Here is a 16,357-nt window from a genome sequence, read left to right on the forward strand (position 1 = left end):
GCACGGTAAACGGACCTGCAACCACAGCGCGAAAGGCGGGGTTAGGCCTTTGGGGCGAAATTACCCATGCAGCGGGGACAATCGAGGGGGCACCATGAAGGAGCACTCGCCCATGTCGCATACAGTGTCGCAACCGATATCCGATATCCGCGGCCCCGCCGCCCAGCGCCGCGAGAACCGCGCCGCGAAGGCCAAGCTGCCGCCCAGCTACGACGTCCACTGGTCGCAGCGCCGCAAGGCCGAAGTCGTTCGCGCCGTGCGGGACAAGCTGATCACGTTCGATGAAGCGCGCTTGCGCTACTTGCTCAGCCGCAGCGAATTCGAAAGCTGGGAGCAGGAATTGGAAGACGCCTGAGGTCCATCCGGTTCAGTCGGGCCATAGGCATAATCACACCTGCCACGAAAAAGGGGCGCGACCGCAAGGCCGCGCCCCTCTTCATGTTCGCTAAGCGATGGCTTATTCGCCGTCACCCACCGACATGTTGTCTTCATCGACAGCGTCGGCTGCTTCGCCAGCGGCGTCAGCCTGTGCGTCCAGAGCCTCTTCGGCTGCTTCGTCGCCCTGTGCGTCGGCCAGATCGGCCTGCTCTTCGAGCACGTCTTCTTCGGCTTCGGCTTCAGCCACGGCCACGTCTGCGGCCTGGTCTTCTTCCGACTGTGCGCATGCGGCGAGGCTTGCGGCTGCGAATGCAGCCATCGTGATTGCGGTCAGTTTACGCATGGGAACTCCCTGTCTTGTTGATTGCGTTACCCACCACAATGGCCGAATGCCGGATGGGTTCCGGCTTTATGGCGAAATTTTGGCAGACTGCAAGCGGCTGGCGTTCCACAGGTACAATCCTGCCCCGATAATTAGCGCTGCGCCGACTAGGGTTTGCCAATCTGGAATGTCGCCGAACAGGACGATACCGAGCAGCGTGGCGACCAGCATCTGGACATAGGTCATCGGTGCGACCGTGGCCGCCCCGGCGCGTGTCGTGCCGAGATAGACGAGCCAGTGGGCCGTCGTGGCCGTCACCGCGACCACCGCGCAGCGCAGCGCGACGTGCCATTGCGGCCAGCCTATCGCCAGCTCTGGCAGGCCGCTCGCCACTCCCAGCAGGGCTGCCACCACCAGTATCGGCGCGGCGATCGAGGCGATGGAAAACTGCATCGCCAGCGGGCTCGCCAATTTGGCGGACATGCGGTTGCCGATCATCACGAAGCTCATGCCGATGGCAGAGCCCAGCGGCAGCAGCGCCGACCAATCGAAATCGGCCGGGTCGGGCCGCAGCACCAGCATGACGCCGGCAAATCCCCCGACCAGCGAGATCCACGTCTCCTTGCGCGATTCCTCGCCCAGCATCACGATGGCGAGCACGGCGGTCAGCATCGGGCTGGTGAAGACGATCGCGGTTGCGGTGGCCAGCGGCATCACGAACACCGCGCTGAAGAAGCTGAGCGTCGCAAACGCCACACCCGCGCCGCGCATCAGCTGCACCCCGGGGCGCGGCAGGCGGAACCCGCCCGGCCCTTCCCGCCAATACAGCAGCACGCCGAGACCGATGGCGCCGAGCGTATAGCGCAGCGCCGCAACCCCGGTCGGCGGCCAGGCCCCGGCCATCGTCTTGATGATCGCATCGCCCAACGACAGGAATGCAAATCCGGCCAGTGCAAAAAGCAATCCGCTGCGTTCGTCCTGCTGCATGCCGCGCGCTTTGGCAGGCTGCGGCGCAAAAGCAAGCCCGGCCCGCGTGGCAGCGGCTCGCCATGGTTTACCATTCCTTAAGGCCGATGCGCGAAAGTCGGTTCGAACGGGGGCGAATTGCGGCACACATGACCAAGCTGATCATCCAGATTCCCTGCCTGAACGAGGCGGAGGACCTGCCGGCCACATTGGCGGCCCTGCCCCGCCAGGTTCCGGGTATCGACACCGTAGAATATCTCGTCATCGACGACGGATCGAGCGACGACACCGCCGGCATCGCCGCGCGCTGGGGCGTCCATCACATCGTCCGCCATCGCCGCAACCGGGGCCTTGCCGCTGCGTTCCAGAGCGGTGTGCGCGAAGCGCTGGCGCAAGGGGCGGACGTCATCGTCAACACCGATGCGGACGGGCAATACGAAGGCGCGGACATCGCCCTGCTGGTCACGCCGGTTCTGGAAGGAAGCGCCGATATCGTCGTCGGCGATCGGGGCGTGGCCAGGAACGCGCATTTCGGCAACTTCAAGCGCCGCCTGCAGCGCATCGGCAGTGCCGCCGTCCGCAAGCTCAGCGCCACCGACATCACCGATGCCGTCAGCGGCTTTCGCGCCTTCAGCCGCGATGCCGCCCAGCGCCTGACAATCACCACCGAATTCAGCTACACCACCGACATGCTGATCCAGGCCGGGCGCAAGCGCATGGCCATCGCCAGCGTGCCGATCCGCACCCACGCGACCCCGCGCCCAAGCCGCCTGTTCCGCAGCGTGCCGCGCTTCATCATGCAGACCGGCGTCACGATGGCGCGGGCCTATACGATGTACAATCCGCTGCGCGCCTTTGTCGGCAGCGGCCTCGTGGTGGCGCTAATCGGTATGGTCCCGCTGCTGCGATTCGTGTGGTTTTATCTGCAGGGACAGGGCGACGGGCACATCCAGTCGATCGTGATCGGCGGGGCGCTGCTCGTCATCGGGGTGCTGCTGTGCATCCTCGGCGTGCTGGCCGACCTGGTCGCCGCCAATCGCAAGCTGCTCGAAGCGAACCTGCTCGAGATCCGGCAACTGCGCGAGAAGGTCGATGCGCAGGCAGACGCCTTCTCTGACTCCGCCGATGAACACCCGCGTCGGTCGCGCACGGGATAGGCGCATGCAGACCGCAATCGCCCGGCGTCCGATCTCCAGCCTCCCCGCTTGGCTCGCCGACGGGCGAACGCTCGCCATCGCCTGCGGCCTCGCCATCCTGGCCATGCAGGTCGAACTGGTTTTCGCCAAAAGCGTGAACTGGGACGAATTCTTCGGTTTCGGCCAGATCCACCAGTGGTTGTGCGGCGAACCGGTGCCGGTCCTGCAGGTGCCCTATGTCTACCTCTTCGGCTGGGTGCCGCGCCTGCCCGGTGGAGCCATCGACCACATCCTCGCCATCCGGGCGCTGATCCTGCCGTTCGAACTGCTCACGGCTGCCGTGATCTTTGACCTCGCCCGCCGCTTTGCCAGCCGCAACGCCGCACTGCTGGCGGCGTTGGCCTATATCGGCGGAGGACACGTGTTCCTCCACGCCTTCGCCCTGCGCGCCGACATGATCGCGGCGAGCCTGCTGATGGGCGTGCTGTGGGTGGTCCTCACCCGCCCGCTCCGCTCGCCGGCACTGGCGGGCGCGGCGCTTCTCTTCACCCTCGCGATGATCGCCACGATCAAGAGCGTCCTGTATGCGCCCGCAATCCTTGCCGCCCTGTGGTGGCGCCGTGACAGCCTGCCACTGCGCCTCCTGATCCCCGCAGCGGCAGTGGCGGCAGGCCTGGGCCTCGTCGCCCTGGTCGCGACCGGCGCATCCGGTCCCCTATTCACGATGGCAGCGTCGTCTGCCGAACGCATGTTCGATGGCGGACTGTTCCCGCAAGGCGGCTATCTCGCCGACCAGCTGCTGACCGCACCGATCCTCACGATCATGCTGCTCGCCGGCGCTGTCATCCTGTGGCAGCGGTGCCTGCAGGCCCTGCCCTTCCTCGCCGCGTGCCTCGTGCCGCTGCTGGCGGTCGCGATCTATCGCAATGCCTTTCCCTATTACTACGTCTTTGCGCTGCCGCCTGCGATGATCATCGCTGCGGCCGGGGCGGACTGGATGCAGAAGCGATACGGCCTTGCGCCCGTCGCCGCCGTGCTGGCGATCAATGCTCTTGCCCTCTCCCTGTCGGAAGACCGCCAGGTCCTGCACGACCAGCACACCGTGCACGCGGGGATCGCCGAGATTTTCCCCGAGCCTGTCACCTATATCGACGACGCCGCATTCGTCGGCCCCTTCCCGCGCGCGGTGCATCACTTCGCGAGCGGCTGGGGCCTGTCGGGCTATCGCGCCGCTCGCCAGCCGAGCTATCGCATGGCGATGGAGCAGCGCGTCGTCCCCTTCCTGCTGCGCGAAGGCCCGGCGATGGAGAATTTCGATCCGGCAAGGGACGGCGAATTGATGCTGCTGGGCGAAGATACCGCAGCCCTGCGCGACAATTACATCCGCCACTGGGGCAAGGTCTTCGTGGCGGGCAAGCGGATCGGTCCGGGGATCGGGCGGATCGAGGTGCTGGTTCCGGGCACCTACACCGTCGAGGGCTCCGCTGTCACCGTCGACGACCGAACCCATGCACCGGGCCGGACGGTCGTCTTGCAGCGCGGCGAGCATGCCGTGTCCGCGCAGGGAACCGCGACCTTGCGCTGGGGAAATCATTTGCCGCGCCCGGCCTTTGCGTGGCCCGACGGGGCGCTCTACACCAACTATTGATGACCGCGCCGCGCATCCTGTTCGTGACCCGCAAGTGGGCGCCCGCGATCGGCGGGATGGAGACGTACAGCCACCGCCTCAGCGAAGAGCTGGCCGAGATCGAGCCGGTCGAGGTGGTCGCCCTGCCCGGCCGCGAAGACGGTTCGCCGCCCTCCGCAGCGGCCTTGCTCGCCTTCCCCTTTACCGTCCTGCGCCACCGGTTTGCGCGCGACACCGTTCCCGACGTGCTGCATCTCGGCGACATGGCTATCTGGCCGCTCGGCCTGCTGGCGAAGCTGTTCGCGCCGGGACGGCAGGTGGTGCTGTCCGCCCATGGTACGGACGTGTCTTACCCCGCGCGCGGCGGCTTTCTCGGCAAGACTTACGGTGCTTACCAGCGGCTCGGCGCGCGGCTTCTGGGGCGGAGCGCCACAGTGGTGGCCAATTCGGATACGACGGCGGAGGCTGCCCGGGGACTGGGCTGGCACGTCGCGGCGATCGTGCCGCTGGGGACGGATCTGCGCGCGCCGCAGGAACCCGCCGCCCACACCGACGAAATCCTGTTTGCCGGCCGCCTCGTCACTCGCAAGGGCTGCGGCTGGTTCGTGCGCGAAGTCCTGCCTCTGCTGCCGGAGCGTTTCACGCTCGCCGTGGCGGGGACCGGCTGGGCGGAAGACGAGGCCTTCGTGACCGAACACCCGCGCGTGCGCTTCCTTGGCGGGCTCGACCAGGCCGAACTCGCTCGCGCATACGGCCGGGCGCTGTGCGTCATCGTGCCCAATATCGAACTGGCCAACGGTGAATTCGAAGGCTTCGGCCTCGTCGCGCCGGAAGCGGCGGCGTGCGGCGGCGTGGTCCTCGCCGCGCGGACCGGCGGCCTGACGAGCGCCGTGCGTGACGGTGAGACCGGGTTCCTCCTGCCTCCCGGCGATGCCGCGGGGTGGAAGGCGCAGATCGAGGCAGTCGCGGCATGGAGCGTGCCTGAGCGTGCGGACTTCATCCGCAATGCGGCGAGGGTCGCGACCGAACATTACAGCTGGCCCCGCGCGGCGCGCGAGACCTTTGCCGTCTACGCGCTGCCTTCGCCCGCTTTCCATGCCTGATTGCGCAGTTGCAGATTCGACAGGCCGCGCTTGGCGAAACGGCAGCGCAGGAATTTGTCGAAGAACCAGCTTTCGCGGCCGGCAGGTACCAGCTTGTAGAGCAGCCTCTCCAGCCGGTTCCAGTGCGCGTCGCTGCGATCGCTGCGCCGGTCCGAAGCATGGCAAACGAGGCGCGGATCATAGGCAATGCCGCCGTATTCGCGCACCCGGCAGACGATTTCGTGATCTTCCAGCACGAACGGCCAGCGCGCCGGATCGAAGCCGCCCGCCTGCTCCAGCGCGCCGCGGCGGAAGGCTTGCGCACATCCCCCGCCATGGCATTTGCGCGGCCACAATGCGATCTGCATCCGCTTGCTCGGCGAGACCTGCGAACGACGCCGGTCGGAGCCCGTGTTGATGCCGATCACCATGGCCGCGTCGGGGTTGGCATCGAAAGCGGCGAGCAGCCTTTCGACATAGTCGGGTGGGTAGAATGTGTCGGCGTCCAGCGTGCCCACGAGTTCCCCCGACGTCGCCGCAATCCCGGCCATGATCGCCATCGTCTTGCCGGGCGTCGGTTCTGAAAGCACCTCTGCCCGCAGCTGCGGCGACCGGGCCAAGGCCGCCTCAGTCTCTGCCACGGAGCCGTCGGTCGATCCATTATCGACAAGGGCAAGCGCGAACCGGTGGCAGCTCTGCGCAGCAAGGCTGTCGATCGTGTCGCCGATGAACCCTTCCTCGTTGAAAAAGGGCAATACGAAGGTGATCCGCGGCGCGGTCATCGGCCCGATGCTGCGAGCTTGAGCCGCTTGAACGGCAGATACAGCGACCACCAGCCGCGAAGCGCCTTCCGGCCTCTGGACGAGGCGGCATGGGCAAGCTGGGTGCGGCGAAATTCCAGCAGGCGCGCCCGCATACCGGGCCAGTCTGTCCGCGAGCTGATACCCGTCGCCGGCATCACCGTGTACGCTTCCTTCACCGCCAGCGCGGTCGCGCCGTGGTTCCGGGCGCGCAGGAGCCAGTCGTAATCCATGGCAATCCGGTAGGAGGTGTCAAATAGGCCAATCTCGTCGAAGAGCCGCCGCCTCGCGAACAACCCCTGGTGCGGCATCGTCATGTGCAAGTGGCTGCGCCAACCTGCCCCGCGGCTCTCGACATATGTGCGTCCGACCCCGCTTTCGACCTGCACGCCGAAAGAAACAAGGTCGTGGGTTCCCAGATGCCTCGCACAGGCCGACAGGCTGCCGGCATCGACGAAATAATCCTCCGCCTGCAGCACGAGGACATAGTCTCCCCTCGCCATGGCAACGCCCTTGTTCAGCGCATCGCCAATCCCCTCGTCCGGCTCGCTGATCCAGCGCACCCGGTCGCCGAGCGATCGCAGGAAGTCGACGGTGCCGTCGCTCGACCCACCGTCGACGACGATATGTTCGACATCGCCGAAGGTCTGCTCCGCCACGCTCCGCGCCGTGGCCCTCAGCCCGTCCAGCGCATTATAGCTGGCGCTGACGACGGAAATGCGCGGCCCCGCGCTCATGACACTGCCTCCCGCACTTGCGCGCCGTACAGCGTCCAAAGGCGCCGCGTGGCGGACACCGGGTCGAGCGCGCGGACCAGCCGGATGGCCCACGCGCGGGTCTCCGGGAAGATCAACGCAGCGACGATCGTCGCGAACAGGTAAGCGAACCACGTGGCAATCGCCGCGCCAGCCCAGCCCCACCGCGGGATCAGCACCGCGTTGAGCGCGATGTTGACCCCTGCAGCCAGGGCGGCCGCGCCGGCCGACTGCCAGACCAGCCCGCGCACCGTCAGCAGCGTACCGAAAGCGAAATAGAGGAAATAGAGCGGGGTTGAGGCGCTGAGAGCCAGGACCATCTTCAGCGCCGGAGCGTAGTCGGCTCCGAACACCGGCACCAGCAGCATCGCGCAGCCCAACGCGGTAACGCCGATGACCGGCCATGCGGCCAGCGCGAAAATGTCGAGAATTCGTTGCGAGAACGTGTCGAAATCGATTGCCGTATCCGCATGGTTGCGCACCGTGGCCGACATCAGCGTGGCCTGGAGCACGACGGGGACGAACCACGCAAGCTCCGCAAGGCGTGCCGCCAGCCCGTATTGTCCGAGTTCCGCCTCGCCCACCATCCAGCCGAGCATCAGCTGATCAACCCGCATGACCCCGGCCATGCACAACGTGGCGATCATCAGGGGGAATCCTTCACGCGAAAGGGCGCGCGCATCCGGTTGCGGGCGGGACGCAGGCTTTATCGGCGAAAGCATCAGCCATGCGGCGATCCCGGCGCCAGCCGCCAGAACGGCCTCTGCGCTGCGCAGCGCCACCAGGGCTTCCAGCGAAGGCGCCTTTATCGCCACCCACGCCGTCACCGCAGCCACGCCAAGGATCACCGCAATGCGCATCGCGGCGAACCGGCCGACCTGTTCGCGGGCCTTGACCGCCGTGGCGAAGCTTTCCCCCGGGCTTACCAGCACGGCCACGAGCGCAAGGGCGACGATGGTGGCGGTCACCCCCTCCGGCGGCGTGCGCATCGCAAAAAGCGCGGCGCCGACCAAGGCGGCAAGGATCATGGCGGGCACGGTTACCCCCATGGCAGAGCGCAGGATCGAGCGCCCAGCTTCCGGAGCGGCGGCAATGCGGCGCATCACCACCGGTTCCATGCCGGAGCGGGCCAGCGGCATTACCAACACGGCCAGACCGATCGCCCAGCTATAGGCACCGAAGCCCGCCGGGCCGAGCGCGCGGGCGACCAGCGTCATGACCGCAAGTCCGGCGAAAAGCCGGGCCAGCATCTCGCCCGAAAGCCATCCGAAATTTGCCAGCAAACTTCGCATCGAAGCGCAGCCGCCCCTTTCCCGTGCTCGCGCATGCCCGCTCGCGCGCGCACCGCAGATACAGCCGTTTCCTAGGCGGGGCGTGGTTAACGCGGCGTAAAACCCCCGGTAAATCGTAAATGCGCGTTTCCAAGGCGATTTCCGGTTTGTTTACCATTCCTGCCTACCACAGCCGACGTAACAGGGCCCGGCCATGACCGTCGGGCGTCACGGGTCGTATCCGGCCGGGGAGACAGGGAACGATGAGCGCATTTGGACGCAAGGGTGGAGCGAGCGGCTTGGGTGCCGGGTCCCGGCCGAGCTTCGGTGTCGCCAAGCCCATGAAGGGCGGCATCCCCGATCGCGGCGATTCCGTCCCGCCCCCCGGTGGCGAGCAATTCCCTCCCCTGCCCGGTGAAGGCGAAGCGGCGCCGTCCAGCGGCGGCAAGGCGGACCAGGCCGACGCGATGACGCGTCTGGCCGACCGCGCCAACGCCATTCACGAACAGCAGGAAATCGGCGGCTTCGAAGCCAGCGTCCACAAGATCAAGGAACAGGTGCTTCCGCGCCTGCTCGAACGCGTCGATCCCGAAGCGGCGGCCACGCTGACGAAGGACGAGCTGTCGGAAGAATTCCGCCCGATCATCATGGAAGTGCTGGCGGAACTGAAGGTCACGCTGAACCGGCGCGAACAGTTCGCGCTGGAAAAGGTGCTGATCGACGAGCTGCTCGGCTTCGGCCCGCTCGAAGAGCTGCTGAACGATCCCGACGTGTCGGACATCATGGTCAACGGACCGGACCAGACCTACATCGAAAAGAAGGGCAAGCTGCAGATCGCCCCGATCCGCTTCCGCGACGAGAACCACCTGTTCCAGATCGCGCAGCGCATCGTGAACCAGGTCGGCCGCCGCGTCGACCAGACCACGCCTCTGGCCGACGCCCGCCTGAAGGACGGCAGCCGCGTCAACGTGATCGTCCCGCCACTGTCGCTGAAGGGCACGGCGATTTCGATCCGTAAGTTTTCCGAAAAGCCGATCACGATCGACATGCTCAAGGGCTTCGGCTCGATGAGCGAGAAGATGGCGACCGCGCTGAAGATTGCGGGCGCCAGCCGGATGAACATCGTCATTTCCGGCGGTACGGGCTCGGGCAAGACGACCATGCTCAACGCCCTGTCGAAGATGATCGACCCGGGCGAGCGCGTGCTGACCATCGAAGACGCCGCCGAACTCCGCCTGCAACAGCCGCACTGGCTGCCGCTGGAAACCCGTCCGCCGAACCTTGAAGGCCAGGGCGCGATCACCATTGGCGACCTCGTGAAGAACGCCCTGCGTATGCGCCCTGACCGCATCATCCTGGGCGAAATTCGCGGCGCCGAGTGTTTCGATCTGCTCGCCGCCATGAACACGGGCCACGACGGTTCGATGTGCACGCTCCACGCCAACAGCCCGCGCGAGTGCCTCGGCCGCATGGAGAACATGATCCTGATGGGCGACATCAAGATCCCTAAGGAAGCCATTTCGCGCCAGATCGCCGAATCTGTCGACCTGATCGTGCAGGTGAAGCGCCTTCGCGACGGTTCGCGCCGCACGACCAACATCACCGAGGTGATCGGGATGGAAGGCGAAGTGATCGTGACGCAGGAACTGTTCAAGTTCGAATATCTGGACGAAGGCGACGACGGCAAGATCGTCGGCGAATACCGCTCGTCTGGCCTGCGTCCCTACACGCTGGAAAAGGCCCGCCAGTACGGTTTCGACCAGGCGTTCCTGGAAGCCTGCCTCTAGGGCGCGAGCAAGCCTTTCGCCGCCGCGGCACCCAGCCCGGCGGCGGCAAAGGCGGCGGCAAAGAAAATCGCGTTCCACGGCATCCAGCCGACGCTGTCGATGCGCTTGCGCTTCAGGCGGCGGCGATCCGCGACCAGCGCAAGGATGGCGAGCAGCAGGCAGGCGAGCGCCAGCCACGCGATCTCTTCGGCATCGCTCGCAAAGCGGAAATGATCGGTCACGGCCTGCATCGCGCCGGCCATATGGTGGCACGCGGCCCGAGCGGCAATGGGCATGCGCAGGCTTGCGCCTGCCCCCGCCTGCCCTAAGGCGGTCGCCATGGACGGATCGATCGCCCGCCCCCGACCGATGCTGGCGCTCTTCCTGCGCCTTGCCACGGCGTTGAGCCTGGCGACAATGTCCATGCTGGTGAAGCTGGCGCAGCAGCGCGGCGCGCATCTGGCGGAGCTCATCTTCTGGCGACAGGCCATCACGGTCGCGCTGGTCGGCGGCGGGCTGCTGCTGGCGGGACGATTCGCCACCGTGCGCACAAATCGGTTCGGTGCCCACGCCCGGCGAGCCCTGCTCGGCCTCGTCGGCATGTTCTTCGTCTACGGCGCCGTCATCCTGCTCCCGCTGGCGGAGGCGACTACAATCAGCTTCACCACACCCATGTTCGCCGTGCTGCTGTCGCTGGTGCTGTTTCGCGAGCGGATCGGCCTCTATCGCTGGGCCGCCGTGGCGATCGGCTTTGCCGGCGTGCTCATCGTGCTGCAGCCGGGCGGCAGCGGTGCGATCGACCCGTTCGGCGCCGCCATCGGCCTGATTGCCGCGCTGTTCGTCGCCCTGATTTCGCTACAGATCCAGGACCTCAACACCACGGAAAGCCCGTGGAGCATCATTTTCTGGTTCACCGCGCTGACCGCGCCCATCGCCGCGCTCGCCCTGCCCTTCGTGGCGACGGCGCACGATCCCGCCACGTGGGGCATCATCCTCGCCATGGCGCTGTGCGGCGCGCTGGCGCAGGTGTTGCTGACGAGCTCGCTGCGCTTCGGCAGCGCGGCGACGATCATCGTGATGGATTACACGTCGCTGATCTGGGCGACGATTTACGGTTTTGCCATCTTCGGCCGCGTGCCGCCTTCCACCCTGTGGATCGGCGCGCCGCTGATCATCCTCGCCGGCCTCGTGATCTTCTACCGCGAACGGCAGATCGCTCGCCGGAAGGCTACCGAACCGGTCAGTTGACCTGCCGGTCGCGCCCTTCCCAATAGGGTGCGCGCAATTCGCGGCGGAGGATCTTGCCTGAGGGGTTGCGCGGCATTTCTGCGATCAGGTCGACCGATTTCGGCACCTTGTAGGCTGCCACCTGCTCGCGGGCATAGGCGATCACGTCCGCTTCGGTCAGCTCGTGCCCGGGCTTGCACACGACGCAGGCCTTGACCGCCTCGCCCCACTTCTCGTCCGGCACCCCGATCACGGCGACTTCGGCGATGGCCGGGTGGCCGTAGATCGCGCTTTCCACCTCGGCGGGGTAGACGTTCTCCCCGCCCGAAATGATCATGTCCTTGATGCGGTCCTGGATATAGACGTAGCCGTCATCGTCCATGTAGGCGGCATCGCCGGTGTGCATCCAGCCGCCTTTCAGCGCCTCCGCGGTCGCATCGGGTTTGCCCCAATATTCCAGCATGTTGCTAGGCGACTTGATCAGCAATTCGCCGATTTCACCGCTCGGTAATTCCGCGCCGTCCTCGCCGACGATCATCATCGCCGCGCCGGGCACGGCCTTGCCCGCGCTGCGCATGCGCTGGTTGCCTTCCAGCGTATGATCCTCCGGCGGCAAGGCGCTGATCGTGCCGGTCGTCTCGGTCATTCCGTAGACCTGAACGAAGCCTGCATTGGGGATGGTCCGCACCGCCTCGCGCAGCAGTTCGAGCGGGATCGGCGCGGCACCGTACATGACGAAGCGCACGGCGGAAAAGTCGGTCTCTTTTGCGCGCGGATGCTGGACGACCATCTGCAACGCGGCGGGCACGATGAACAGGCGGGTGATGCCTTGCGCGAAACTGTCGAGCACCCAATCCGGATTGAATTCCGACTGCACAAGCGCCCGCTTGCCCGCGCTCATCGCCATAACGCCGAGCCCGGTGCCGCCGATATGCGCGCAAGGCATGCAGACGAGGATCGCCTCGTCCTCCTCCCAGATCGCCCACGGCACCCCCGCCTCCTCGCCCGGCAGGCGCAGGCTGAAGAGGTTGCGGTTGGAAAGCACCGCGCCTTTCGGCTTGCCGGTGGTGCCGGAGGTGTAGAGCTGCAGGACCGCATCGTCCGGGCCGGCCGCGACGAAATCGGTGCGGCCGGCTTCGCCGATTGCCTGCCATGCCTCGCCGGGCGAAATGATAGCGGGCGCCTCAGCAATTCCCTCGACCGCCTTTTCCGCCGCGCCGCTGCAATCCTCGCAGGTGAAGAGCAGTTTCGCGCCGGTGTCTTCCAAGATGTAGCGCACCTCGGCAGGCGCGAGCCGCCAGCCCACTGGTGCCATCACGACGCCGAGGCGCGCCGCGCCGTAGAACAGGGTGAAGTAGAGATCGGAATTCTTGCCGAGCCAGGCGATCCGGTCGCCTTTTGCGAGGCCCCGCTCCACCAGCATCGCCGCAACCCGGGCAGTGTTGTCCTCCAACTCGCGCCAGCTTTGCGTGCGGCCGTCCTGCTCCAGCGCGACCGCGTCGGGCTTCTCCTTGGCCCAGTGCCGCAGGAATGCATCGAAGCTCAGTATCTCGTCCATCGCACCTCTCCACGCCCGTTTGCGGGTCTCGAGACATTCAAACAGGAACTTTAGCGATGGAACAAGCGTTTGGTGGGATCATGAGGGTCGGCGATGTGCCGGTCGTGCAAGGGAGAATACCATGCGCAAATTCGTAATCATCGTCGCCGCCACCGGCCTCGCGCTGACCGCGAGCGCCTGCAACACGGTCAAGGGCCTCGGCCAGGACGTGGAATCCGTGGGTGAGGCCGGCGAAGAAGTCATCGACTGATCGCCGCGATCATTCAGCGAAAATCAAGGCCCGCGCCGGTTAAAGGCGCGGGCCTTTGTTTTTGGAGTTTCCAATGCGTAGATTCGTCCTCGTCATGGCCGCGACCGGCCTCGCATTCACTGCCTCAGCCTGTAATACGGTGAAAGGCCTTGGAGAGGATATCCAGTCGGTCGGCAGGGCCGGCGAGCGCGCGATCGACTGACCGCGCGCCAGCCCTCGCCTATCGCCCGCCAATCTCGCTCGGCACCGGCTGGCCGGACGGCGCGGGGTCGCCATTCCAGACCAACACCGGCTTGCGGGCTGCCTGCGTTTCGTCGACCCGGCGACGCGGCGTGAAATGCGGCGCGGAATGCAGCGCCTCGTCGCCCGCTTTCGCCCGCTCCGCCACGCTGCGCAGCGCCACGATCAAACGGTCGAGCCCGTCCTTGCTTTCGGTCTCGGTCGGCTCGACCAGCATCGCGCCGTGCACCACCAGCGGGAAATAGACCGTCATCGGGTGGAACCCCTCGTCGATCAGTCCCTTGGCGATATCCAGCGTCGAGAAACCTTCCGCCAGTCCCGCATCGCTGAACAGCGCCTCGTGCATGCACGGGCCGCTGTGCGCATAGGGCGCATCGAGCAGGTCTTCGAGGCTGCGCAGGATGTAATTGGCGTTGAGCACGCTGTCTTCCGCCACGCGGGCAAGCCCGTCCGCACCGTGGCTGAGCATGTAGGTCAGCGCGCGGGTGAACATGCCCATCTGCCCGTGGAACGCCGCCATGCGGCCGAAGCTGCGCATGACGCCGCCGAAATGTTCTTCGGAGAACGCGTCGGCCTGCTCTTCCTCGACCAGGTGGACCACGCCGTCGTTCGTCCGCGCGGTGTAGGGTAGTGGGCCGAACGGGCTAAGCGCCTCGGACAGCACCACCGGGCCCGAACCCGGTCCGCCGCCGCCATGCGGGGTGGAGAACGTCTTGTGCAGGTTGATGTGCATCGCATCGATGCCAAGGTCGCCGGGGCGAACCTTGCCGACGATGGCGTTGAAGTTCGCGCCGTCGCAATAGACGAAGCCGCCGGCTTCGTGGACCGCATCGGAAATCGCCTTCATGTCCGGCTCGAACAAGCCGCAGGTGTTGGGGTTGGTGATCATCACCGCGGCGACATCTGGGCCGAGCCGGTCCTTCAGCGCGGCCAGGTCGACGCGGCCATCCTTGGTCGCCGGAATCGCCTCGACGCGGTAGTTGGCGAAGGCGGCGGTGGCGGGATTGGTGCCGTGCGCGCTTTCCGGCACCAGCACCACCTCGCGCGAGTCGCCGCGGGCTTCCAGCGCGGCGCGGATGCACAATATGCCGCACAGCTCGCCATGGGCGCCGGCCTTCGGGCTCATCGCGACGCCGTGCATGCCGGTCAGGTCCATCAGCCAGAATGCCAGCTCGTTGATGCACTCCAGCGCACCCTGCACCGTGCCCGTCGGCTGCAGCGGGTGGATGTCGGCAAAGCCCGGCAGGCGCGCGATCTTCTCGTTGAGCCGCGGGTTGTGCTTCATCGTGCAACTGCCCAGCGGGAACGGGCCGAGGTCGATGGCATAGTTCTGCCGACTGAGGCGCGTGTAATGGCGTACCGTTTCCGGCTCGCTGAGGCCCGGCAGCGCCGGCTTTTCGGCGCGCAGGTGGCCCGACAGGCTGCCGAGCACCTCGCCTTCCACATCCTCGATATCGACGCCGGTCTGGTCCCAGCCGCCGAGTTCGAAGATCAGCTTTTCTTCCAGCATCAGCCCGCGGTCGCCGGTGGCGGTCGGGCTTTCCGGGGCGTCGGCGGCGCGGGCGGGAGCAGCCGGGCGCCAGCCCGAGGGGTTCACGGCGTTCATGCTGCCTCTCCCGCAAGGATATCCTCGAGCGCGCCGGCCAGCGCCTCGATATCTTCGGTGGTCGTCGTTTCGGTGGCGGTCACGAGCAGCCCGCCGTGGATCGCCTCGTAATCCGGATAGAGCCGGCCGAGCGACACCCCGCCCAGGATCCCGCGATCCGCCAGCGCCCGCACGACCTCGCGCGCGTCGGTCGGCAGCTTAACACAGAATTCGTTGAAATATGTGCTGTTGACCAATGCAATGCCGGGGATACCCGACAGGCGATCCGCCAATTGCCGCGCGCGCAAGTGGTTGGTCTTCGCCAGTCTGGCGAGACCCGTTCCGCCGAGCAAGGTCATGTGAATGCTGAAGGCCAGCGCACAAAGCCCTGAGTTCGTGCAGATATTGCTCGTCGCTTTTTCACGGCGGATATGCTGCTCGCGGGTCGAGAGCGTCAGCACGAAGCTGCGCTTCCCCTGCGCATCCACAGTTTCTCCACAGAGCCTTCCCGGCATCTGGCGGACGAATTTCTCGCGGCAACCGAACAGGCCGAGATAGGGCCCGCCGAAGTTCAGGCCGACGCCGAGCGACTGCCCCTCGCCCACCACGATGTCGGCGCCCAGCTTGCCCGGCGCCTCGATCAGGCCGAGCGCCACGGGCTCCGTCACCACCGCGATCAGCAGCGCGCCCTTCGCGTGCGCGGCTTCGGCGATGGTCTGGAGGTTGCCGATCCGGCCGAGGATATCGGGATATTGCACCACCACGGCAGCGGTCGCGTCGTCGATCCGGCCGATCAGCCCTGCCTCGTCGGGTTCGGGCGCCACGGTAGGCTGCGCATCGGCAATCTCGTCGCCGGTGAACTTCGCCATGGTCTTGATCGTCGCGACGTAATGCGGGTGCAAAGCGCCCGACAGCACCGCTTTCTTGCGCCGCGTAATCCGCCCCGCCATCGCGATCGCTTCCCAGCACGCGGTCGAGCCGTCGTAGAGCGAGGCGTTGGCGATATCGGTGCCGAACAGCCGCGCGACCTGCGTCTGGAATTCGAAGAGCACCTGCAGCGTACCCTGCGCGATTTCCGGCTGGTACGGCGTGTAGGCCGTCAGGAACTCGCCGCGCTGGATCAGGTGGTCGACGCTGGCCGGGACGTGGTGGCGATAAGCCCCGGCGCCGAGGAAGAAGGGCGCGGCCCCTGCCGACAGGTTCTTCGCCGCCAACCGCGTCATGTGCCGTTCCACCGCAAGCTCGCTCGCGTGCAGGGGCAGGCCCTCGATCGGACCTTTCAGCCGCGCGGCCTCGGGCACGTCGGTGAACAGGTCGTCGACCGTATCGGCACCGATCACACCGAGCATTTCGGCGCGGTTTTCGGCGGTCAGGGGAAGATATCGCATGTCAGG

17 protein-coding genes are annotated in these 16,357 nt (G+C 66.5%); 8 read left to right on the forward strand and 9 right to left on the reverse strand.

What is annotated here, in order from left to right; all coding sequences use genetic code 11:
- Positions 1 to 112: 112 nt before the first annotated feature.
- Entirely contained in the window at positions 113 to 355 is a 243-nt protein-coding gene (locus QQW98_RS00345; protein WP_290135577.1) for a DUF1153 domain-containing protein, read from the forward strand.
- A gap of 102 nt (positions 356 to 457) precedes the next feature.
- On the opposite strand, the gene QQW98_RS00350 is transcribed toward QQW98_RS00345, so the two are convergent.
- Positions 458 to 721 (reverse strand): hypothetical protein, encoded by a 264-nt coding sequence (locus QQW98_RS00350; RefSeq protein WP_290135578.1) that lies wholly within the window; start codon positions 719 to 721, stop codon positions 458 to 460.
- 66 nt (positions 722 to 787) lie between these two features.
- Positions 788 to 1,687, reverse strand: coding sequence for a DMT family transporter (locus tag QQW98_RS00355; protein WP_290135579.1), 900 nt, complete (start codon positions 1,685 to 1,687; stop codon positions 788 to 790).
- A 128-nt stretch (positions 1,688 to 1,815) separates the two neighbouring features.
- On the opposite strand from QQW98_RS00355, the gene QQW98_RS00360 reads away from it, so the two are divergent.
- Genes QQW98_RS00360 through QQW98_RS00370 form a run of 3 tightly spaced genes read left to right on the forward strand, consistent with a single transcriptional unit; the run spans position 1,816 to position 5,532 of the window.
- The gene (locus tag QQW98_RS00360) at positions 1,816 to 2,823 is read left to right on the forward strand and encodes a glycosyltransferase family 2 protein (protein ID WP_290135580.1); all 1,008 of its coding nucleotides are present in this window, start codon (positions 1,816 to 1,818) and stop codon (positions 2,821 to 2,823) included.
- Between the two features lie 4 nt (positions 2,824 to 2,827).
- On the forward strand, positions 2,828 to 4,450 hold the full coding sequence (locus QQW98_RS00365; protein ID WP_290135581.1) for a hypothetical protein: 1,623 nt from the start codon (positions 2,828 to 2,830) through the stop codon (positions 4,448 to 4,450).
- Positions 4,450 to 5,532, forward strand: coding sequence for a glycosyltransferase family 4 protein (locus QQW98_RS00370; protein WP_290135582.1), 1,083 nt, complete (start codon positions 4,450 to 4,452; stop codon positions 5,530 to 5,532). The genes QQW98_RS00365 and QQW98_RS00370 overlap by 1 nt, the downstream gene beginning before the upstream one ends.
- Here QQW98_RS00370 and QQW98_RS00375 read toward each other — a convergent pair.
- The 3 genes from QQW98_RS00375 to QQW98_RS00385 are packed head-to-tail and all read right to left on the reverse strand — an operon-like array spanning position 5,499 to position 8,358.
- Entirely contained in the window at positions 5,499 to 6,293 is a 795-nt protein-coding gene (locus tag QQW98_RS00375; protein ID WP_290135583.1) for a glycosyltransferase family 2 protein, read from the reverse strand. The genes QQW98_RS00370 and QQW98_RS00375 overlap by 34 nt on opposite strands.
- Entirely contained in the window at positions 6,290 to 7,048 is a 759-nt protein-coding gene (locus tag QQW98_RS00380; protein ID WP_290135584.1) for a glycosyltransferase family 2 protein, read from the reverse strand. The genes QQW98_RS00375 and QQW98_RS00380 overlap by 4 nt, the downstream gene beginning before the upstream one ends.
- Positions 7,045 to 8,358 carry a flippase gene (locus QQW98_RS00385; protein ID WP_290135585.1) on the reverse strand — a complete coding sequence of 438 codons (1,314 nt, stop codon included), beginning with the start codon at positions 8,356 to 8,358 and terminating at the stop codon, positions 7,045 to 7,047. Before QQW98_RS00385 ends, QQW98_RS00380 begins: the two co-directional genes overlap by 4 nt.
- Positions 8,359 to 8,600: 242 nt before the next feature.
- Here QQW98_RS00385 and QQW98_RS00390 point away from each other — a divergent pair, with 242 nt between their 5' ends.
- Positions 8,601 to 10,124, forward strand: coding sequence for a CpaF family protein (locus tag QQW98_RS00390; RefSeq protein ID WP_290135586.1), 1,524 nt, complete (start codon positions 8,601 to 8,603; stop codon positions 10,122 to 10,124).
- On the opposite strand, the gene QQW98_RS00395 is transcribed toward QQW98_RS00390, so the two are convergent.
- On the reverse strand, positions 10,121 to 10,444 hold the full coding sequence (locus QQW98_RS00395; protein WP_290135587.1) for a hypothetical protein: 324 nt from the start codon (positions 10,442 to 10,444) through the stop codon (positions 10,121 to 10,123). The genes QQW98_RS00390 and QQW98_RS00395 overlap by 4 nt on opposite strands.
- Between QQW98_RS00395 and QQW98_RS00400 the strand changes: the two genes are divergently transcribed.
- Positions 10,443 to 11,351, forward strand: coding sequence for a DMT family transporter (locus tag QQW98_RS00400; RefSeq protein ID WP_290135588.1), 909 nt, complete (start codon positions 10,443 to 10,445; stop codon positions 11,349 to 11,351). The genes QQW98_RS00395 and QQW98_RS00400 overlap by 2 nt on opposite strands.
- On the opposite strand, the gene QQW98_RS00405 is transcribed toward QQW98_RS00400, so the two are convergent.
- Positions 11,344 to 12,888 (reverse strand): long-chain-fatty-acid--CoA ligase, encoded by a 1,545-nt coding sequence (locus tag QQW98_RS00405; protein ID WP_290135589.1) that lies wholly within the window; start codon positions 12,886 to 12,888, stop codon positions 11,344 to 11,346. The two genes, QQW98_RS00400 and QQW98_RS00405, sit on opposite strands and share 8 nt — an antisense overlap.
- Before the next feature lie 121 nt (positions 12,889 to 13,009).
- Between QQW98_RS00405 and QQW98_RS00410 the strand changes: the two genes are divergently transcribed.
- Positions 13,010 to 13,138 carry an entericidin A/B family lipoprotein gene (locus QQW98_RS00410; protein ID WP_290135590.1) on the forward strand — a complete coding sequence of 43 codons (129 nt, stop codon included), beginning with the start codon at positions 13,010 to 13,012 and terminating at the stop codon, positions 13,136 to 13,138.
- Between the two features lie 73 nt (positions 13,139 to 13,211).
- Complete coding sequence (locus QQW98_RS00415; RefSeq protein ID WP_290135591.1) at positions 13,212 to 13,340, forward strand: entericidin A/B family lipoprotein; 129 nt, start codon at positions 13,212 to 13,214, stop codon at positions 13,338 to 13,340.
- 18 nt (positions 13,341 to 13,358) lie between these two features.
- Here QQW98_RS00415 and gcvPB read toward each other — a convergent pair whose 3' ends face one another.
- On the reverse strand, positions 13,359 to 14,984 hold the full coding sequence (gene gcvPB, locus QQW98_RS00420; RefSeq protein ID WP_290135592.1) for an aminomethyl-transferring glycine dehydrogenase subunit GcvPB: 1,626 nt from the start codon (positions 14,982 to 14,984) through the stop codon (positions 13,359 to 13,361).
- Complete coding sequence (gene gcvPA, locus QQW98_RS00425; RefSeq protein WP_290135593.1) at positions 14,981 to 16,351, reverse strand: aminomethyl-transferring glycine dehydrogenase subunit GcvPA; 1,371 nt, start codon at positions 16,349 to 16,351, stop codon at positions 14,981 to 14,983. The genes gcvPB and gcvPA overlap by 4 nt, the downstream gene beginning before the upstream one ends.
- Between the last annotated feature and the right edge of the window lie 6 nt (positions 16,352 to 16,357).

Source organism: Alteriqipengyuania flavescens (assembly GCF_030406725.1).
Taxonomy (GTDB): domain Bacteria; phylum Pseudomonadota; class Alphaproteobacteria; order Sphingomonadales; family Sphingomonadaceae; genus Alteriqipengyuania_B; species Alteriqipengyuania_B flavescens.